We start from the raw sequence: 19787 nt of genomic DNA, 5'->3' as shown, positions 1-19787 counted from the left end.
CAATTCGGTCGATTGTTTTTTTATCTAGAATATTTTTTTCTTTGAATATCATAAAAAATAAAGACAATAATGGCTATAAGAGAACAACTTGCACCAGCAACAAATCCTTTTGGAATAAAGGAAAGGGTAATAGTTCCTTCACCTTCAGGAACATCAATTTTCATAAATCCAGTTTGTGCCTGTTGAATTTGTATTTTTTTACCATTTTGGTAAGCAGACCATCCTCGGTCGTAAGGAATTGTGAAAAAGATCGATGTCTCATTCTTTACCTTATAATTTACAGTGACTTTATTTTTATAAGAGCTCACTTCTACTGGATTTTCTTTTATTTTGCGTATAGCCTCCGTATATTTCTTAGTATCTAAGCGATAGAAAGTTGGAGATTCAAATGATACTTGAGCATTTCCTGGGAACTTAATCTGGATATCAAAAATTTGTTTATGTTCTGCATATCCAAGATTAAAAAATGTAAAAGCATTATCTGTGGTAAAGGATTTTTTTTCACCATTGACAATGATGTCAACTTGCTTTTTCTTATCATTTGAAAAATTTAGCTTGGTCATGGAAAGGTAAACCTGACTATTATCAGGTATTTCAATGCTGTAGCTGATAGTTGCATCTTCAGTATCAGTTCCGTTTAGATTGACCACGTTGTCACCAGAGTCTGTATGATGATTTATCGGATAAAAATACTCTTCATTTAAGCCAGCAATTTGATTTAAAAATTGAGTTTGGTTATCAAGAGTATGGTCATTAAAAGTGACATCTTTGTAAAGAGACTGTGTAGCAAAAGCAATTGGGAGAGCGAATTGATTTTTATAAAGGGTTAGATTATCTTTTTGATAGCTTGGATGAAAACCATATTTATCTGGATAGGTTTCAGAAATATTGTAGCTGATTCCAAATAAACTATCTGCAATGATAGTATTATTTGCATAACGAAGATTAAGGTTGGTACCTGAAGATTTAAAACCCAACTTATCTAACGTTGTACTTGCAGAACGATTACGAACAGATGAAAATTGTGAGATGCCATTGTAGTTAAATTTCATGCTATCGTTTCCAGTTTGAGTTTGTAACTTTTCAGTTCGTGTAAATGTATCTGGCTGCTGTTTGTTATACTCCAAAATAGCTTCCATACTTGGAATATCTTTATCATAGGTACTACGAGAAGCAAATCCCCATTCTTTCGTAATTCCATTTAGTTGAGATGAAGCATTAAAACTAATTTCACTTACTGTAAAGATCAAAATAAGAATTGAAAAGATTTTTAGAGAAATCAGTTTTTTAATAAGTGCTAATAATAACAGTAAGTATACCACTAAGAATTCAAGCGTTAAGAGTATATTTAATTTAGTTAAAAACGAATAATGATTTTTAAAATAAATGGTTGCCAGATAGCCAGATAAAAGTAAAGTTATTGAGAATAAAACGTTCCACAATTTTATATCTTTAACTCTATTTAAAACTTCTGCTGAAATATAAATCAAGAGAGTAGAGAAAATCCACGCAAAGCGATGAAGAAACATATTTGGCGCGTGCATTCCTTGCCAAAATAGATCTAATGCTTCTAGATAAAAACTAGCAATGATGATAAGGAGTAGAGTTGCATAGCATAGTTTCACGTGAAACTTAATTGATTTTAATGTAAAGAATACAATTGTTAAGATAAAAGGAAGGAGGCCTACAAAAATCATTGGGATAGAACCATATTTAGTTGTATCGAAAGCACCAATAAATTGTTTAGCGAATAGATCTAGATACCAACTGGCATCTGTTTTTATTTTTGTAATAGCGGTTAGTTTTTCACCATGAGTTCTTAAATCAAAAAAGGTTGGGAGTGTCATGATGAAACTTGTTAAACCAGCGAGTAAGGATGTTAGGAAAAAATCAAGGAAAGAATACTTGCGACTTTTAAAATCCCAGGAAAGTTGGCAAAAATACCAAACTACCAAAAACAGGGCAGTCATATAACCAAAATAGTAGTTTTGGATAAATAAGATTGACAAACTTGTAAAGTATAGAATACGTTTTTTTTCCGTTATGAGTAGATGTAAACCAGTTAAAATTAAGGGAATTAAAATAAAAACATCTAACCAGGTTTTAATCTCAAGTTGACTAACTGTAAAGCTCATTAAAGCATATGAGGTAGATAAAGATAATCTGAGTGGGGCTGATAGATTTTTGAATATTATACTCAAGCTAAAAAAGGTTGACAGACCTATCAAGCCAAATTTTAACAAGGTTGACAGATAGACTGCATCTGGCATGCTTGATACATCAAAAAAATAAACAAGAGGTGATAGAAAACTACCAAGGTAATAACTGGACAAGGCATAAAAATTGAGACCTAGACCGCTGGTAAAAGTATAAAATAGACTATCACTCCCATGTAAAATATTACGAAGATTAAGATCAAAAATAACATATTGATGAAATCCATCCCCTAATAAAGGTGAAGTATCACTATTCCAGTAGATACCTTGAGAAAGATAGACTCCAAACATAATCACTAGGGGAATGATGAAAGAAATAAAATAGGTCCAATAGTTTCTAAAAAATGTTTTCATGTTACCTCATAGAATGATAGAAAACTCAGTTGGTTAATCCAACTGAGTTTTAAAGTATTATTTAGTCTTTCCAAAGTTCTTTAACTTTTGCTTGTACTTCAGCATTTTCTAAGAATTCATCATAGGTTTCATCGATACGGTCGATTACACCATTTTTAGATAGGACAATAATGTGGTTAGCCAATGTTTGAATGAATTCATGGTCATGACTGGCGAAGATGATAGATTCTTTGAAGTTTTTCAATCCATCGTTCAAGCTTGAAATAGATTCCAAATCTAAGTGATTTGTAGGATCGTCAAGTACAAGAACATTTGATTTCAAAAGCATGAGTTTCGATAGCATCACGCGCACTTTTTCTCCCCCTGACAAGACGTTTACAGGTTTGTTAACCTCATCTCCAGAGAAGAGCATACGACCAAGGAAACCACGCAAGAAGGTATTGTCATCTTCTTCTTTACTTGCAAATTGACGGAGCCAGTCAAGGATAGATTCACTCCCAGCAAAATCAGCTGAATTGTCTTTTGGTAAGTAAGAGCGACTAGTTGTAACTCCCCACTTGACAGTTCCTTCATAGTCGATATCACCCATGATCGCACGAATCAATGCAGTTGTTTGGATATCGTTTTGTCCGATAAGAGCTGTCTTGTCACCTGGACGCAAGATAAAGCTGATGTTGTCAAGAATAGTTTCACCATCAATCTTGACAGATAGATTTTCTACTGTCAAGAGATCGTTTCCGATTTCACGTTCAGCTTTAAAGTTAATAAATGGATATTTACGACTAGATGGCACAATTTCTTCAAGTTCAATCTTATCAAGCATTTTCTTACGTGATGTTGCTTGTCTTGATTTAGAAGCATTAGCAGAGAAACGAGCAACAAATTCTTGTAATTGCTTAATTTTTTCTTCTGCTTTAGCATTACGGTCTGCTAGCAATTTAGCAGCAAGCTCAGAAGATTCTTTCCAGAAGTCGTAGTTTCCGACATAGAGTTTGATTTTTCCAAAGTCAAGGTCGGCCATGTGAGTACATACTTTGTTCAAGAAGTGACGGTCATGGGACACGACAATAACGGTGTTATCAAAATCAATCAAGAAATCTTCTAACCAAGTAATAGATTGTATATCCAAACCGTTGGTCGGCTCGTCTAGAAGAAGAACATCTGGTTTACCAAATAGAGCTTTAGCAAGGAGTACTTTCACTTTGTCTCCATTTGCGAGTTCACTCATATTTTGGTAATGAAGATCTTCAGGGATATTCAAGTTTTGCAAGAGTTGTGAAGCTTCACTCTCAGCTTCCCAACCACCTAGTTCAGCAAATTCTCCTTCAAGCTCAGCTGCACGAACTCCATCTTCATCAGTAAAGTCTGCTTTCATATAGATAGCATCTTTTTCTTTCATGATGTTGTATAGTTTTTCATTACCCATGATAACAACATCAATAACACGTTCATCCTCATAGTCAAAGTGATTTTGACGAAGCACAGAAAGACGTTCATCAGGTCCAAGAGAAACATGACCAGTTGTAGGTTCAATATCCCCAGCTAAGATTTTTAAAAATGTTGATTTACCTGCACCGTTAGCACCAATTAAACCATAGGTGTTTCCTTCTGTAAATTTGATGTTGACCTCATCAAAAAGTTTGCGATCACTAAAACGTAGTGAAACATCAGATACTGTTAGCAATTTTTTTCTCCTATTATATGTAATACTCTAATTCTACTAGAAAATCAGCAAATATTCAAATTTTTATCTGTCAATTATTTGTAAAGGATGTTTACAAATGGTTTACAGTTAAGTAGTTGAAATCGTAATTATTTGATAAAAAAAATTATCTGTCTTTTTATCAAAAAAATGCTATAATTGAAAGGACCATATCAAAGGAGAATAAGATGAATAAACCCATTATTTTAACAGGAGATCGTCCAACGGGTAAATTACATATTGGGCACTACGTTGGTAGCTTAAAAAATCGTGTCTTATTACAGCAAGAAGATAAATATGACATGTTTGTTTTTTTGGCTGACCAGCAAGCTTTAACTGACCATGCAAAAGATCCACAAACTATTGTAGAGTCTATTGGGAATGTTGCTTTGGACTATCTTGCAGTGGGATTGGATCCTAACAAATCAACGATTTTCATTCAAAGTCAAATTCCAGAATTGGCAGAGTTGTCTATGTATTACATGAATCTAGTGTCTTTGGCTCGTCTGGAGCGTAATCCTACTGTAAAGACAGAAATTGCTCAGAAAGGATTTGGAGAAAGTATTCCAACTGGATTTTTAGTTTATCCAATTGCTCAAGCAGCAGATATCACAGCTTTTAAGGCTAACTATGTTCCTGTAGGTACAGACCAAAAACCGATGATTGAACAAACGCGTGAGATTGTGCGTTCATTCAACCATGCCTATAATTGTGATGTTTTAGTAGAACCGGAAGGAATTTATCCTGAAAATGAAGGAGCAGGTCGCTTACCTGGTCTTGATGGAAATGCCAAAATGTCTAAATCGCTAAATAATGGTATCTACTTGTCAGATGATGCAGATACTTTGCGTAAGAAAGTAATGAGTATGTATACAGATCCAGATCACATTCGTGTTGAGGATCCAGGTAAGATTGAAGGAAATATGGTTTTCCATTACTTAGACGTATTCGGACGTCCTGAAGATGCTCAAGAAATTGCTGACATGAAGGAGCATTATCAACGTGGAGGTCTAGGTGATGTTAAGACAAAACGGTATCTACTTGAAATCCTAGAACGTGAACTTGGTCCAATCCGTGAACGTCGCCTAGAATATGCTAAAGATATGGGTGAAGTGTATAATATGTTACAAAAAGGTAGTGAAAAAGCTCGAGAAGTTGCTGGCCAAACGCTATCAGAAGTAAAATCAGCAATGGGTCTAAATTACTTTCATTAATAGATAAAATACGAACAATAGATAAAATACGAACTCTAAAACTATCTCTTCTTTAAAATTAAAGGGATAGTTTTTTACATTATCTATTATCAATATAATTGACAAATTTTCATAGAATGGTATGATAGATACAATACAAAAAGCGTCAAGCTCAAAAAGAAAGAAAAGAGGAAACTTCAATGTCTAATTGGGACACTAAATTTTTGAAAAAAGGTTTTACCTTTGATGATGTATTGCTTATTCCAGCAGAGAGCCATGTGTTGCCTAATGATGCGGATTTAACAACGAAATTGGCTGATAATCTGACTTTAAATATCCCAATTATTACAGCTGCGATGGATACTGTAACAGAAAGCCAAATGGCCATTGCAATCGCGCGTGCAGGTGGTCTAGGTGTTATCCATAAAAACATGTCTATTGAACAGCAGGCAGATGAAGTTCGTAAGGTAAAACGTTCTGAAAATGGTGTTATCATTGATCCATTCTTCTTGACTCCAGAGCATACAATTGCAGAGGCAGATGAACTCATGGGACGTTACCGTATCAGTGGTGTTCCAGTGGTTGAAACTCTTGAGAATCGTAAATTGGTTGGTATTTTAACAAACCGAGACCTTCGTTTTATTTCAGATTACAATCAACCAATCTCAAATCATATGACCAGTGAGAATCTTGTTACTGCTCCTGTTGGAACAGATCTTGAAACAGCAGAGAGCATTCTTCAAGAACACCGTATTGAAAAACTTCCTTTGGTTGATGAAGAAGGTCGTCTTTCTGGCTTGATCACGATTAAAGATATTGAAAAAGTGATTGAGTTTCCAAATGCAGCTAAAGATGAGTTTGGTCGTCTTCTAGTTGCTGGTGCGGTAGGTGTAACTTCTGATACTTTTGAACGTGCTGAAGCTCTCTTTGAAGCAGGAGCAGATGCCATTGTCATCGATACAGCACACGGACACTCTGCAGGGGTTCTTCGTAAAATCGCTGAAATCCGTGCCCATTTCCCAGACCGTACACTGATTGCTGGAAATATCGCTACTGCTGAAGGAGCCCGTGCCCTTTATGATGCAGGAGTTGACGTTGTTAAAGTTGGTATTGGGCCAGGTTCAATCTGTACAACTCGTGTTATCGCTGGTGTAGGAGTTCCACAAGTTACAGCTATCTATGATGCAGCAGCCGTTGCACGTGAATATGGCAAAACAATCATTGCTGATGGTGGAATCAAGTATTCTGGAGATATTGTTAAAGCCCTTGCTGCTGGTGGAAATGCAGTAATGCTTGGATCAATGTTTGCAGGAACAGATGAAGCTCCAGGAGAAACTGAAATCTTCCAAGGACGTAAGTTCAAGACATACCGTGGTATGGGTTCAATCGCTGCAATGAAGAAAGGTTCAAGCGACCGTTACTTCCAAGGCTCTGTCAATGAAGCAAATAAACTCGTTCCAGAAGGAATTGAAGGACGTGTTGCATATAAAGGAGCAGCAGCTGATATCGTATTCCAAATGATTGGTGGTATCCGATCTGGTATGGGGTACTGTGGTGCAGCTAACCTTAAAGAATTGCATGACAATGCTCAATTTATCGAAATGTCAGGTGCCGGTCTAAAAGAAAGCCATCCACACGATGTGCAAATCACAAATGAAGCACCAAACTATTCAATGTAATAAAAAATCTCCTGAAAAACAGGAGATTTTTTATTGTTTACATCAATGTAAATATCAATTTACATATAATTGGCCATTCTTTACAGTAAATATACTGAGATTATCAGGTAAGTTTTGAAGATGCTCTAAACTAGTTGTTGTAATAAAGGTTTGAATATTTTGAGATATAGTTTCTAATAATTTAAGTTGACGAGTATTGTCAAGTTCACTCATAACATCGTCAAGTAAAAGTATAGGCGATTCTTTTGTAATGCTCTCCATTAATTCGATTTCAGCTAGTTTAATAGAAAGAACAAGGCTACGATGTTGTCCTTGACTTCCAAAGCTTGCGTCCATTCCATTGATTAAGAAAATCATATCATCCCGATGAGGACCAACTCCAGTATTCTTCTTAAATAAATCTCTTGCTCTACTTTTTTGAAGTGCTGCATAAAAAGATTCTGCTAGTTTTTCCTTGTCAGTGAAGTTTACAGATGGTTGATAACGAATTGACAACTCTTCTAATTGGTCCGAAATATCAAAGTGTTTTTTACGACCAAAAGATTCCATTTTTTTGATAAATTCTTCTCTATGAACCATTACTCGACAACCATAGTCTACTAGCTGGTCATCCAGAACAGATAAAAATGTTTCGTCAATCTGATTCGCTGACTTTAAGTAGGTATTTCTTTGTTTGAGCACATGGTTGTAGCTTGACAAGTCTGACAAGTATATGGGTTTGATTTGCCCTAGCTCCATATCTATAAACTTACGTCGGATAGCTGGTGCTCCTTTGACAAGTTGTAAATCTTCGGGTGCAAATAGAACAACATTCATGTGTCCAATATAGTCAGATAGCCGAGCTTGCTTTAAGTGATTGACTTTAGTAATCCGACCTTTTGGGGTTAAGTCAATCTCAAGTGGTACAGTAGCCGTTCTTTTTTGAAGAATTCCAGAAACTTGAAGTTGTTCTTCTTCAAATCGGATTAAATTCTTGTCTGTCTTTGTCCGATGACTTCTAGTTAAAGCTAAAAAGTAAATACTTTCCAGAAGATTAGTTTTGCCTTGAGCATTTCGACCCACAAATACATTTAATTTAGGATTAAATTCAATTTCGGTATCCTGATAGTTTCTAAATTGCTTGATGGATAAGTTTTTTAGCCACATACTTATCTACCTGGGAAACGTGGTGCAGTTTTTGTTTTAGCTTTCGGGGTCTTTTTTGTTGGCTTTTTTTTGACCGTCTTATTCATTTCTTTGACAAGTTTAGCCACACGTTCTTTCTCAAGTTTTTCTTGGAGATATTCTTTCTGTTCTTCTAAGCTAGGTTGCGTCAGAATGATTTGGATTTTCATGTCAGGAATGTCGATAGAGTCTCCGATTCTTACTTTTTTCCCACGACGATTTTCTAATTCCCCATTAAAGTAGACATGGTGCTCAGATAAAAAGGATTTAATAGCTCCGCCACTGTGTATAATACCAAGTTCTTTCAAGAGAGCTTGGAGAGTAATAAATTCTTCAAATAATTTGTATTCCATAGTTCACCTCAATCTTTGGTATTATACCATATTTTACCTTGAAATGGCAGAGGTAAATTTGTTAGAAATGAAAGCGATTTTAATTCTAAAAGGGGTAAAGAGAACAAGAAAATTTTCTCTTTTCATGGTATAATAGAACTCTATGTAGAAGGAGGTAAGAGATGGAGTTAGTACCTGGAATTACAGTGCATTTTATCCAATCAAAAAAATTTAAAACTAATAAAATTACTGTGCGTCTCACAGCTCCATTGTCTTTGGATTCAATTTCAAGTCGCATGTTAAGTGCCAGTATGCTTGAAACTGCCAACCAAAGTTATCCAACTGCTCAACTGTTTAGAAAACGTTTAGCAACCTTGTATGGAACTGATTTGTCAGCGCACGCCTATCGAAGAGGACAAAGTCATCTTGTGGATTTGAATATTACCTATGTGCGTGATGAATTTTTAAGTAAGAAAAACGTATTAACTTCTCAAATTTTAGAATTACTGCATCAGGTTCTGTTTACACCATTGTCGGATGAGGATGGATTTGAGAAAAATGCTTTTGACATCGAGAAAAAACAGATCTTATCAAGGCTGGAATCAGAATTAGAAGACCCATTCTTCTTTGCACATAAAGAGTTAGATCAATTGTTTTTCCAAGAAGAATCAATGCAGCTAGTTCCTAAAGATTTGATTTCTAGAATTTCAGAGGAGACTTCAAAAACATGTTTTTCAAGCTATCAAAAAATGCTAAAAGAAGACCAAATAGATATTTTCTTCCTAGGTAATTTTAATGAAATTGAAGTTTTAGAGTTTTTACATAAATTTCCTTTAACAGGTCGTAAATCAGCTGTAAACATTCAATATCAGCAACCCTATTCTAATATTCTTAGAGAAGGTATTGTTAGAAAGAGATTAGGACAGTCTGTTTTAGAGATGGGCTACCATAGTTCAGTGGGGTATGGTGATGAAGAACAGATGGCAGTGCTTCTTGTCAATGGTCTTTTAGGAGCCTTTCCTCATTCGAAACTATTTACCAAAGTACGAGAAAAAGAAGGGTTGGCCTATACGGTATCGAGTCACTTGGATCTCTTTAGTGGATTTTTACGATTGTTTGCTGGAATTGATCGGCAAAATCGAAATAAAGTAAGAAAATTGATGAATCATCAGTTACTTGACATAAAAAATGGCAAGTTTACAGATAAGGAAATTGATCAGACCAAACAAATGATTCGTCGCTCTTTACTACTAGCTCAGGATAATCAAGATTCTATCGTCGATAAATATTATTTGTCAACTTTTTTTGGGAAGGCGAATCTTGATACAAAAACTTTAATCTATAAACTTGAACAAGTTGATAGAGAAGCAATTTGTGAAGCAGCAAACAATTTTAAGTTGCAGGCTATTTATTTTATGGAAGGAGCAGAATGACCAGACCTACTTTTCAAAAGAAATATTATTCTGCTGTAAAAGAAACTTTGTATCAAACTAGCATAGAAAATGGTTTGACAGTTACTTTACTACCTAAAAAGGACTTTAACGAGGTTTATGGCGTTGTAAGTGTCAAAGTTGGTTCTGTTGACACAAGGTTTACAGTGGATGATAAGGACTTACAACAATATCCACAAGGAATCGCTCATTTCTTAGAACATAAGCTTTTTGAAAGAGAAGATTCTGGAGATGTTATGGCAGCTTTTACAGAGTTGGGTGCTGAAAGTAATGCCTTTACGAGCTTTACGAACACTAGCTATCTTTTCTCGACTTCTGAAAATGTTCTAGAGTGTTTAGATTTGCTAGAAGAACTTGTCACTACTTTCAATATGACTGAAGAATCTGTGGAGCGCGAAAAGGATATCATTCAACAGGAAAGAGAGATGTATCAGGATGATCCGGATTCTTGTCTATTTTTCAAGACTTTGGCAAATCTCTATCCAGAAAGTCCTTTAGCTTCAGATATTGTTGGTAGTGAAAACTCTATTGATGCTATTTGTTTGGAGGATTTAAAAGAGAACTTTAAAGAGTTTTACAGACCTGTCAATAGTAATATCTTTTTAGTGGGGAATTTTGATTTTGAACTCCTTGAAGATTATTTTGCTAAGAAATCTCATCCTCAAGAAAAAAAACATGAGTTTAAGAGAGAAAAAATACCTTTACATCCTGTAAAGACTACTGAAAGTTTACGGATGGACGTGGCTTCTCCAAAATTAGCGATTGGTATTAGAGGAAATAAAGACATCGGAAATCGAGATCAGTATCGTTATCATCTTTTATTGAAATTGTTGTTTACAATGATGTTTGGTTGGACTTCACAAAGATTTCAAAGATTATATGAGTCTGGAAAACTGGATGCTTCCTTGTCTCTAGAAATAGAAGTGGATCGTCGTTTCCATTTTGTGATATTAACAATGGATACAAAGGAACCTGTGGCACTTTCTCATCAATTTCGTAAAGCTATTCGTAATTTTATGAAAGATGAGGATGTCACTGAGGATCACTTGGATATTGTAAAAACTGAGATGTATGGAGAATTTCTTCATAGTATGGATACCCTAGAATATATTGCCACTCAGTATCATCCAACTAAGACAGGTTCGACCCTGTTTGACCTTCCTAAACTTTTGCAGGAAATTACTCTAGAGGATGTTCTAGAAGCAGGACATGATTTGATAGATAATAGCGACATGGTTGATTGTACAATTTTTCCGATATAATCGCTAGAAAATACACTAGAAAGAAGGAATGTTAAGTATGAGAAAAAAAACAATTGGTGAGGTCTTACGCCTTGCGAGAATTAACCAAGGACTGAGCTTGGAGGAATTACACAGAAAGACGGATATTCAACTGGATTTGTTGGAGGCACTGGAAACAGATGATTTTGACAAACTACCGAGTACTTTTTATGCTCGTTCATTTTTGAGAAAGTATGCTTGGGCTGTTGAATTAGATGAAAATATCGTTCTAGATGCCTATGATTCGGGAAGTATGATTACTTATGAAGAAGTTGATGTAGATGAGATTGAACTTTCAGGACGTAGACGGTCTAATCGAAAGAAAAATTCATTTCTCCCGCTATTTTACTTTGTTCTTTTTTCTTTATCAATTTTAATTTTTGTAACCTACTATGTGTGGAATTATATTCAAAACCAACCAACTGCGTCTTCTGCGGCAACTTATAGTGTTGTGAGTTCAACAAGTAGCTCTAGTAGTGTAGCATCAAGTAGTAGTCAAGCTACTAGTTCATCAAGTTCGAGTGAGGCAACTACTTTGACTGTTTCAGGTCAGGGAGATACTTTGTCAGTGGAATATAAGACATCTAAAGATTCTGCGGATCTTCAATTATCTGTAACAGATACAACAAGCTGGATTAGTGTTTCGGATACTGATTTAGCAGGAGGAGTGACTCTTGAACCTAATAATAAAACAGCCAAAACAACCATTTCTAAAGGATCTCCAGTAACCATAACATTGGGTGTTGTTAAAGGAGTATCGGTGAAAATTGATAATAAGGAAATTGACACTTCAAAATTAACTGGTCAAACTGGTTGGATTACTCTAACATTAAGTTCAAACTAAAGGAAGGATAACATGAAAAAAGAGAATATTCCTAATATGCTTACGCTTGGTAGAATTTTATTTATTCCGATTTTTATTCTCCTTCTATCAGTTGGGCCATCTCCTGTGTTACATAAAATATCAGCAGTTATTTTTGCTATTGCCAGTATCACTGATTATCTAGATGGTTATTTAGCTAGAAAATGGCAAGTGGTTAGTAATTTCGGAAAGTTTGCAGATCCAATGGCTGATAAATTATTGGTCATGTCAGCCTTTATCATGTTGGTCGGTCTAAAGATGGCACCAGCTTGGGTCGTAGCAATAATTATTTGTCGTGAACTTGCTGTCACCGGTTTACGCTTGCTCTTAGTTGAAACAGGAGGCACTGTTCTAGCTGCTGCTATGCCTGGAAAAATCAAGACATTTAGTCAGATGTTTGCGATTATATTCTTGCTACTTCACTGGAATGTGCTTGGTCAGATAACTCTTTATATTGCCTTGTTCTTCACAGTTTATTCTGGTTATGATTATTTCAAGGGAAGCGCATATTTGTTTAAAGGAACCTTTCGTTAGATATGGAATCGATTATTGAGATAAAAGACCTGTCTTTTCGATATCAGGCAGATCAAGAACATTATGATGTTCATAACATTTCGTTTCACGTGAAACGTGGAGAATGGTTGTCTATCGTTGGTCATAATGGTAGTGGAAAATCAACGACAGTTCGCTTGATTGATGGTTTGCTCGAAGCTGAATCTGGAGAAATTTGGATAGACGGTGATTGCCTAACTCCAGAAAATGTCTGGGAAAAAAGACGTAAGATTGGTATGGTCTTTCAAAATCCTGATAACCAATTCGTAGGAGCAACTGTTGAAGACGACGTTGCTTTTGGACTGGAAAATCAAGGAATCCCACTTGAAGAGATGAAGAAACGCGTTTCTGAGGCTTTATCATTGGTTGGAATGGCTGAATTTGCTAAAAAGGAACCAGCTCGCTTGTCAGGAGGTCAGAAGCAGAGAGTAGCTATTGCAGGTGTTGTTGCTCTGCGACCAGATATTTTAATCTTGGATGAGGCTACAAGTATGTTGGACCCTGAGGGACGATTAGAGTTGATTAAGATAGTCCAGAAGATTCGCAAAGACCATCAGATGACAGTCATCTCCATTACGCATGATCTGGATGAGGTGGCCATGAGTGACAGAGTTTTGGTGATGAAAAAAGGAGAAGTCGAGTCAACTAGCACTCCTAGAGAGTTATTTTCTAGATCAGATTTAGATCAAATTGACTTAGATCAACCCTTTGTCAACCAATTAAGAGAATCGCTACGTACCAGTGGTTTGGACTTGCCAGAGTTCTATCTAACGGAGGAGGAACTTGAGGAGGCTTTATGGGAATTATTCTAGACAATGTTAGTTATACGTATCAGGAAGGAACACCCTTTGCTTCAGCTGCTTTGTCAGATGTCAGTTTGTCAATAGAGGATGGCTCTTATACTGCGATTATTGGGCATACAGGAAGCGGAAAGTCTACAATCCTTCAACTTTTGAATGGTTTGTTGGTTCCTACAGAGGGAAGTGTTCGTGTCTTTGATACATTAATTACATCAACATCTGTCAATAAGCAAATTCGTCAAATTCGCAAGCAAGTTGGTTTGGTATTTCAGTTTGCAGAGAACCAAATTTTTGAGGAAACTGTCCTAAAAGATGTGGCTTTTGGACCTCAAAATTTTGGAGTTTCTGTAGAAGAGGCAGAAGCTATCGCGCGTGAAAAACTAGCTTTAGTAGGAATCGATGAATCACTCTTTGAACGAAGTCCATTTGAACTCTCAGGTGGACAAATGAGACGGGTTGCTATTGCTGGAATTTTGGCGATGGAGCCTAGCATTTTGGTCTTAGACGAGCCAACAGCTGGTTTGGACCCAATTGGTCGGAAAGAGTTGATGGCCTTGTTTAAAAAGCTTCATCAAGATGGTATAACAATTGTTTTAGTAACCCACCTTATGGATGATGTGGCCGAATTTGCTGACCAAGTTTATGTGATGGAAAAAGGGAAACTAGTTAAGGGTGGGAAGCCAAGTCTTGTCTTTCAAAATGTCGAATTTATGGAAAAAATCCAATTGGGTGTTCCTAAAATCACACGATTTGCTCAAAGGCTAGTTGACAGAGGAGTTTCTTTCGAACAATTACCGATAACGATAGAGGAGTTTAAGGAGTTTATCAATGGATAATATGATTTTAGGTCGATACATACCAGGAAATTCGATTATTCATCGTCTAGATCCTCGTAGTAAGTTAGTAGCAATGATTTTATTGATCATCATCGCTTTTTGGGCCAATAATCCAATTACAAATCTCATACTCTTCATTGCAACAGGCATATTTGTCGTTTTATCAGAAGTTCCCTTATCTTTTTTTATAAAAGGTTTGCGATCTATGTTTTTTCTGATTGCTTTTACAACCCTTTTTCAACTGTTCTTTATCTCTGGTGGTCACGTCTTGTTCGAGATGGGATTTATAAAAATCACAAGCTATGGTATTGAGCAGGCTGGAATTATTTTTTGTCGTTTTGTGTTGATTATCTTTTTCTCAACCTTGCTTACTTTGACAACCATGCCATTGAGCTTGGCAACAGCGGTTGAATCCTTGCTTGGACCTTTAAAAAGATTTAAGGTTCCAGTTCATGAGATTGGACTCATGTTGTCTATGAGTTTGCGATTTGTACCAACCTTGATGGATGATACGATTCGCATTATGAATGCTCAAAAGGCGCGTGGTGTAGATTTTGGAGAAGGAAATGTAATTCAAAAGGTTAAGTCCATGATTCCTATTTTGATTCCTTTGTTCGCTACAAGTTTGAAACGAGCGGATTCTCTTGCTACAGCCATGGAAGCTAGAGGCTATCAAGGTGGAAATGGCCGCAGTCAGTATCGACAGTTAAATTGGATGAACAGAGACAGTATAGCGCTATTATTTGTTTGTGTATTGGGTGCAATTCTATTTTTGCTAAAATCTTAGAATGTAATATAAGGTAGAGGTATGAACCGTTTTAAAAAATCAAAATATATCATTGTTCTATTTGTCGTTGTATTAGTAGTATCCGTTTTTTTAGTAACAACACAATCAAGTGCAGTTGTAACAAAAGCTGGAGATGGCATTTCATTAGTCGATAGAATAGTGCAAAAGCCTTTTCAATGGCTTTCTTCCGTAAAATCTGATTTAGGTCGTTTGACCAGAACCTATAACGAGAATGAAACTCTCAAAAAAGAACTCTATCAGATGAAGAAGGAAACGAATGAAGCAGACAGTTTGAAGGAAGAAAATGAGCAACTACGTAAGTTATTGGATATGAAGTCAAAATTGAATGCAACCAAGTTAATTGCTTCTGACGTCATCATGAGAACTCCTGCAACCTGGAAACAAGAGTTGACAATTGATGCAGGTTCTCAACAAGGCGTGACAAGCAATATGCTTGTGATTGCTGGTGGAGGACTGATTGGAAGCGTGGGAAAGGTTGAAGATAACTCTACTGTGGTCAACTTATTGACCAATGCGGAAAATACGGAGAAAATATCCGTTAAAATCCAACACGGTTCTACTAGTATATATGGCATTATCATTGGGTACGACAAAGAAAAAGACTTGCTTAAAATAAGCCAGTTAAATAGTAGTAGTGATATCAGCCAAGGAGACAAGGTAGTTACAGGAGGTCTGGGCAACTTTAAAACTACAGATATTCCCGTAGGAGAGGTTGTATCAGTTACCCATAGTAGTGATTATCTAACAAGAGAAGTTATGGTCAAACTCCATGCTGATCCAATGAATCTAAAAGTCGTAGAGTTAGTGGGGAATCCATCATGAGACTGTTGAAGCAGATAGGGATGTTTTTACTCTTGCCTATAGTTGTCTTAATAGACAGTCATTTAGGGCAATTTGTAAATAGTTTTTTTCCACATTTTCAAATTGTGAGCCACTTTATCTTCATCTTCTTGTTGTTTGAAACAATAGAAGTATCTGAGTATCTATTTTTAGTTTATTGCTTATTTATTGGTCTTATATACGATATTTATTTTTTCCATTTAGTAGGGATTGCTAGTCTTCTTTTTGTGATTATTGGTGCAATCATTTATAAAAATAATGCGATCATTTTCTCAAATAGATGGACTAGACTATTAGCTATTTTAATGATGACTTTCTCTTTTGAATTTGGTAGTTTTCTTCTAGCGCAAATGATTGGATTAACTGCTGAAAGTATAACAGTCTTTATCGTCTATGGTCTAGTTCCGTCAATGATATTAAACTGTCTCTGGATGTTAGTTTTCCAGTTTATTTTTGAAAAAATATATCTATAAGAAAGAAACAAAACTGTAATAAAGGCGTAATATTTATTAAGCCTTTTTTTGATATACTAGTATTGTCTTAAAAGAAGGAGTATTTACACTTATGAAGAAAAAAATCCTAGCATCACTTTTGTTAAGTACAGTATTGGTCTCACAAGGAGCTGTTCTTTCAAGTGTTAAAGCAAATACAACAGATGAAAAGATTGCTGCTCAAGATAGTAAAATTAGTAACTTGACAGCTCAACAGAAAGAAGCTCAAAAACAAGTAGACGAAATTCAAACTAAAGTTTCAGCTATTCAATCAGAGCAAGAAAAATTACAATCTGAAAACGAAAAACTTCAAGAAGAATCTAAAAAACTTGAAGGTGAAATCGCAGAGCTTTCAAAAAATATCGTAGCACGTAATGAATCACTTGAAAACCAAGCTCGTAGTGCACAAACGAACGGAACTGCTACAAGTTATATCAATACGATTATTAACTCTGACTCAATTACAGAAGCTATTTCTCGTGTAGCAGCTATGAGTGAAATCGTATCAGCAAACAATAAAATGTTGCAGCAACAAAAAGAAGATAAGAAAGCTATTTCTGAAAAACAAGTTGCAAACAACGAAGCAATCAATACAGTCATTGCTAACCAACAAACGCTTGCTGACGATGCTCAAGCTTTGACAACAAAACAAGCAGAATTGAAAGTAGCTGAGTTAAATCTTGCAGCTGAAAAAGCTACAGCAGAAAATGAAAAAGCTAGCTTGTTGGAGAAAAAAGCAGCAGCGGAGGCAGAAGCCAAAGCAGCAGCGGAGGCAGAAGCAGCTTATAAAGCTAAACAAGCAAGTCAACAACAAACAGTTGCTGCTTCAGCAAATACAACCTTTGCTGCACAAGTACAAGCAACTTCAAGTTCTTCATCATCAGATGATGACTCAAGTTACACACCTGCACCAACTCCTGTAAGCCAACGTCCTACATATAGTACAAACGCTTCAAGTTATCCAGTAGGTCAATGTACATGGGGAGCAAAAACTTTAGCACCATGGGCTGGCGATTACTGGGGAAATGGTGGTCAATGGGCTGCAAGTGCAGCGGCTGCAGGTTTCCGTACAGGTTCTACACCACAAGTTGGAGCAATTGCTTCATGGGATGATGGAGGATACGGACATGTAGCAGTTGTTACAGCAGTTGAATCATCAACTCGTATTCAAGTTTCTGAATGTAACTATGATGGTAGTGGAACTCAACCAATCGGAAATTATCGTGGATGGTTTAATCCTACAGCATCACGTGGTACAGTAAGATACATTTATCCAAACTAACATATTAATTATTATTAAATTTAGGGTGAGGTTTTATGAATCTCACCCTTTGTATAGTATTGATAAGAAATTTTCATCAGAATGTTTTTGTCATTATAGAATGAAAGATGGGATGAAAATTATCAGATATGTAGTTAGAATAAATATGTTTATCTAACGAAATAATAACAAGATTTTAAGAGAGTTGGTACTGGAATTATGTTTACTTATAAAATGAATGTTGATGTTCAAGAGTGGGATTTATTTTTAGAAAATCATCCTCAAGGGAATTTATTGCAGAGTAGTGATTGGGCCAATATAAAGGATACTTGGGGGAACGAGAGAGTTGGCTTTTATAAGGAGAATCAACTAGTTGGAGTAGCGAATATCTTAATTCAGCCTCTTCCATTAGGATTTTCCATGTTCTATATTCCAAGAGGCCCAGTTATTAATTATGAAGATAAAGAACTTCTGAAATTTGTGCTTTTAACATTGAAAAAACTTGCTAAAAAAAGCCATGCAATAATGGTTAAATTTGATCCAAGTTTGTTTATCAGTCGAAGTCTTATCGACCAAGAAACTATTCAAAATTCTAAAACTTTTGAAATTATTGAGGAATTGCAAAAAAACAAAGTTCATTGGACAGGTTTGACAAAGGATATGGCAGAAAACATACAACCTCGTTTTCAAGCTAATATTCATAAAGAAAACTTCTCGTTGGATCAACTATCCAAGTCTACTAGACAGGCAATCCGAACTGCAAGAAATAAAGGATTGGAAGTAAAATTCGGTGGACTCGACTTATTAGATGAATTTTCATTTTTAATGAAAAAAACAGAATCTCGTAAGAATATCAGTTTACGAGGAAAAGATTATTATCAGAAGTTACTGACTACTTATCCTGATCACTCTTTTATCACACTGAGCTATTTAGATTTACCTAATAGACTGAAAGAAGTTGAACAGCAACTCGAAAAGAATCTTAAAATAGCGCAGAAATTTAATGATAAAACGAAAGAAGGCAAAATAAAAGAGAATCAGCAAGAGAGAAAACGATTAGAGGAAGAAATTTCTTTTCTTAAGAGCCATATTGATAGAGGGGACAGTGTCGTTCCATTGTCTGGAACTTTAACCATCGAATTTGGGAAAACTTCTGAAAACTTATATGCTGGAATGAATGAGGAATTTAGACATTATCAACCTGCTATTCCAACATGGTTTGAGACTGCTCAACATTCATTTGAACGTGGAGCAGAGACTCATAATATGGGTGGAATTGAAAATAATTTAGAGGGTGGGTTATTTAATTTTAAATCTAAGTTTAATCCCACTATCGAGGAATTTGCTGGTGAGTTTAATTATCCAACTAGCTCATTGTATTTCTTATTTAACATAGCTTATAAAATCCGTAAGAAACTGCGAAGTAGCAAGTAGAAAGTCAAAGACTTATTGTCAAGTTTAATCTTTAGTAATTGTTTTTTTGATAACATAGAGTATGAAGATATGACACTTGCTATATAAAATCTATAATTGACTCTTTTATATCTAAACATTTAAGTTATTAACTCGAAATATTTTGTATTTATCTGAATCTCAACATAAGCGGTTATTGCACATATAGCAGTAACAATTTATGTTGGGATATTTTTTTATTTAAAGTTAATAAATTTTTTTAAAATTTCTGTTGGGAAGTTAGGTTATGAAGGAAAAACTAGCAAAATTACTTGAAAAAAAGGCTCAACTATGATATAATGTAACTTGTCGTGTAAACGATAATACTCATTCTTGATGAATTGTGAAGCTGTTGCCTTCGGGTCGTTTTGCAAGCTGAAATCAAGAAGAGGAAAAAAACAAAAAGGAGAAATACTCATGGCAGTAATTTCAATGAAACAACTTCTTGAGGCTGGTGTACACTTTGGTCACCAAACTCGTCGCTGGAACCCTAAGATGGCTAAGTACATCTTCA

18 protein-coding genes are annotated in these 19787 nt (G+C 35.6%); 14 read left to right on the top strand and 4 right to left on the bottom strand.

Going from position 1 to position 19787, the window contains the following annotated elements:
• Positions 1 to 20: 20 nt before the first annotated feature.
• Together PCY17_RS10075 and PCY17_RS10070 are read right to left on the bottom strand one after the other, a co-directional pair.
• Positions 21 to 2570, bottom strand: coding sequence for a YfhO family protein (locus PCY17_RS10075; protein WP_301393751.1), 2550 nt, complete (start codon positions 2568 to 2570; stop codon positions 21 to 23).
• 61 nt (positions 2571 to 2631) lie between these two features.
• Positions 2632 to 4254, bottom strand: coding sequence for an ATP-binding cassette domain-containing protein (locus tag PCY17_RS10070; protein ID WP_000958799.1), 1623 nt, complete (start codon positions 4252 to 4254; stop codon positions 2632 to 2634).
• Between the two features lie 206 nt (positions 4255 to 4460).
• On the opposite strand from PCY17_RS10070, the gene trpS reads away from it, so the two are divergent.
• Positions 4461 to 5486, top strand: a complete 1026-nt coding sequence (gene trpS / locus PCY17_RS10065; RefSeq protein WP_001039667.1) for a tryptophan--tRNA ligase — start codon at positions 4461 to 4463, stop codon at positions 5484 to 5486.
• A gap of 179 nt (positions 5487 to 5665) precedes the next feature.
• A complete protein-coding gene (guaB, locus tag PCY17_RS10060; RefSeq protein WP_045762410.1) occupies positions 5666 to 7144 on the top strand; it encodes an IMP dehydrogenase in 1479 nt (492 codons plus the stop codon).
• Between the two features lie 54 nt (positions 7145 to 7198).
• Here guaB and recF read toward each other — a convergent pair whose 3' ends face one another.
• Positions 7199 to 8290: a DNA replication/repair protein RecF gene (gene recF, locus PCY17_RS10055; RefSeq protein ID WP_301393744.1), complete on the bottom strand. Its 1092-nt coding sequence runs from the start codon at positions 8288 to 8290 to the stop codon at positions 7199 to 7201.
• A gap of 2 nt (positions 8291 to 8292) precedes the next feature.
• On the bottom strand, positions 8293 to 8661 hold the full coding sequence (yaaA, locus tag PCY17_RS10050; RefSeq protein ID WP_301393741.1) for a S4 domain-containing protein YaaA: 369 nt from the start codon (positions 8659 to 8661) through the stop codon (positions 8293 to 8295).
• Between the two features lie 161 nt (positions 8662 to 8822).
• Between yaaA and PCY17_RS10045 the strand changes: the two genes are divergently transcribed.
• The 12 genes from PCY17_RS10045 to PCY17_RS09990 form a co-directional block, all read left to right on the top strand.
• Complete coding sequence (locus PCY17_RS10045) at positions 8823 to 10073, top strand: pitrilysin family protein (RefSeq protein WP_301393738.1); 1251 nt, start codon at positions 8823 to 8825, stop codon at positions 10071 to 10073.
• Positions 10070 to 11353, top strand: coding sequence for a pitrilysin family protein (locus tag PCY17_RS10040; protein ID WP_301393735.1), 1284 nt, complete (start codon positions 10070 to 10072; stop codon positions 11351 to 11353). Before PCY17_RS10045 ends, PCY17_RS10040 begins: the two co-directional genes overlap by 4 nt.
• A 37-nt stretch (positions 11354 to 11390) precedes the next feature.
• Positions 11391 to 12215, top strand: coding sequence for a cytoskeleton protein RodZ (rodZ, locus tag PCY17_RS10035; RefSeq protein WP_301393733.1), 825 nt, complete (start codon positions 11391 to 11393; stop codon positions 12213 to 12215).
• 12 nt (positions 12216 to 12227) lie between these two features.
• The gene (pgsA, locus tag PCY17_RS10030) at positions 12228 to 12767 is read left to right on the top strand and encodes a CDP-diacylglycerol--glycerol-3-phosphate 3-phosphatidyltransferase (protein ID WP_301393731.1); all 540 of its coding nucleotides are present in this window, start codon (positions 12228 to 12230) and stop codon (positions 12765 to 12767) included.
• A gap of 2 nt (positions 12768 to 12769) precedes the next feature.
• Complete coding sequence (locus PCY17_RS10025; RefSeq protein ID WP_301393728.1) at positions 12770 to 13597, top strand: energy-coupling factor ABC transporter ATP-binding protein; 828 nt, start codon at positions 12770 to 12772, stop codon at positions 13595 to 13597.
• The gene (locus PCY17_RS10020; protein WP_301393725.1) at positions 13582 to 14421 is read left to right on the top strand and encodes an energy-coupling factor transporter ATPase; all 840 of its coding nucleotides are present in this window, start codon (positions 13582 to 13584) and stop codon (positions 14419 to 14421) included. The genes PCY17_RS10025 and PCY17_RS10020 overlap by 16 nt, the downstream gene beginning before the upstream one ends.
• On the top strand, positions 14414 to 15208 hold the full coding sequence (locus PCY17_RS10015) for an energy-coupling factor transporter transmembrane protein EcfT (RefSeq protein ID WP_301393723.1): 795 nt from the start codon (positions 14414 to 14416) through the stop codon (positions 15206 to 15208). The genes PCY17_RS10020 and PCY17_RS10015 overlap by 8 nt, the downstream gene beginning before the upstream one ends.
• 21 nt (positions 15209 to 15229) lie before the next feature.
• Positions 15230 to 16051 carry a rod shape-determining protein MreC gene (gene mreC / locus PCY17_RS10010; RefSeq protein ID WP_301393720.1) on the top strand — a complete coding sequence of 274 codons (822 nt, stop codon included), beginning with the start codon at positions 15230 to 15232 and terminating at the stop codon, positions 16049 to 16051.
• Complete coding sequence (gene mreD, locus PCY17_RS10005) at positions 16048 to 16542, top strand: rod shape-determining protein MreD (RefSeq protein WP_049509969.1); 495 nt, start codon at positions 16048 to 16050, stop codon at positions 16540 to 16542. Before mreC ends, mreD begins: the two co-directional genes overlap by 4 nt.
• 91 nt (positions 16543 to 16633) lie before the next feature.
• Positions 16634 to 17842 carry a peptidoglycan hydrolase PcsB gene (gene pcsB, locus PCY17_RS10000; RefSeq protein WP_301393716.1) on the top strand — a complete coding sequence of 403 codons (1209 nt, stop codon included), beginning with the start codon at positions 16634 to 16636 and terminating at the stop codon, positions 17840 to 17842.
• A gap of 198 nt (positions 17843 to 18040) precedes the next feature.
• Complete coding sequence (locus tag PCY17_RS09995; RefSeq protein ID WP_301393713.1) at positions 18041 to 19255, top strand: aminoacyltransferase; 1215 nt, start codon at positions 18041 to 18043, stop codon at positions 19253 to 19255.
• A gap of 435 nt (positions 19256 to 19690) precedes the next feature.
• Positions 19691 to 19787: 30S ribosomal protein S2 (locus PCY17_RS09990; protein WP_142366560.1), on the top strand; the 97-nt coding region annotated here is incomplete at its 3' end.

The organism is Streptococcus sp. SO2 (assembly GCF_030440025.1).
Note: the sequence above shows the minus strand (reverse complement) of the source record. Positions and strands in the feature narration are given on the sequence as shown.

Coding starts and splice junctions, on each gene's coding strand:
- pgsA (WP_301393731.1), top strand. CDS start 12,228: ATGAAAAAAGAGAATATTCCTAATATGCTTACGCTTGGTAGAATTTTA.
- pcsB (WP_301393716.1), top strand. CDS start 16,634: ATGAAGAAAAAAATCCTAGCATCACTTTTGTTAAGTACAGTATTGGTC.
- yaaA (WP_301393741.1), bottom strand. CDS start 8,661: ATGGAATACAAATTATTTGAAGAATTTATTACTCTCCAAGCTCTCTTG.
- PCY17_RS10045 (WP_301393738.1), top strand. CDS start 8,823: ATGGAGTTAGTACCTGGAATTACAGTGCATTTTATCCAATCAAAAAAA.
- mreD (WP_049509969.1), top strand. CDS start 16,048: ATGAGACTGTTGAAGCAGATAGGGATGTTTTTACTCTTGCCTATAGTT.
- recF (WP_301393744.1), bottom strand. CDS start 8,290: ATGTGGCTAAAAAACTTATCCATCAAGCAATTTAGAAACTATCAGGAT.
- PCY17_RS09995 (WP_301393713.1), top strand. CDS start 18,041: ATGTTTACTTATAAAATGAATGTTGATGTTCAAGAGTGGGATTTATTT.
- rodZ (WP_301393733.1), top strand. CDS start 11,391: ATGAGAAAAAAAACAATTGGTGAGGTCTTACGCCTTGCGAGAATTAAC.
- PCY17_RS10025 (WP_301393728.1), top strand. CDS start 12,770: ATGGAATCGATTATTGAGATAAAAGACCTGTCTTTTCGATATCAGGCA.
- PCY17_RS10015 (WP_301393723.1), top strand. CDS start 14,414: ATGGATAATATGATTTTAGGTCGATACATACCAGGAAATTCGATTATT.
- PCY17_RS10075 (WP_301393751.1), bottom strand. CDS start 2,570: ATGAAAACATTTTTTAGAAACTATTGGACCTATTTTATTTCTTTCATC.
- guaB (WP_045762410.1), top strand. CDS start 5,666: ATGTCTAATTGGGACACTAAATTTTTGAAAAAAGGTTTTACCTTTGAT.
- PCY17_RS10040 (WP_301393735.1), top strand. CDS start 10,070: ATGACCAGACCTACTTTTCAAAAGAAATATTATTCTGCTGTAAAAGAA.
- PCY17_RS10020 (WP_301393725.1), top strand. CDS start 13,582: ATGGGAATTATTCTAGACAATGTTAGTTATACGTATCAGGAAGGAACA.
- trpS (WP_001039667.1), top strand. CDS start 4,461: ATGAATAAACCCATTATTTTAACAGGAGATCGTCCAACGGGTAAATTA.
- mreC (WP_301393720.1), top strand. CDS start 15,230: ATGAACCGTTTTAAAAAATCAAAATATATCATTGTTCTATTTGTCGTT.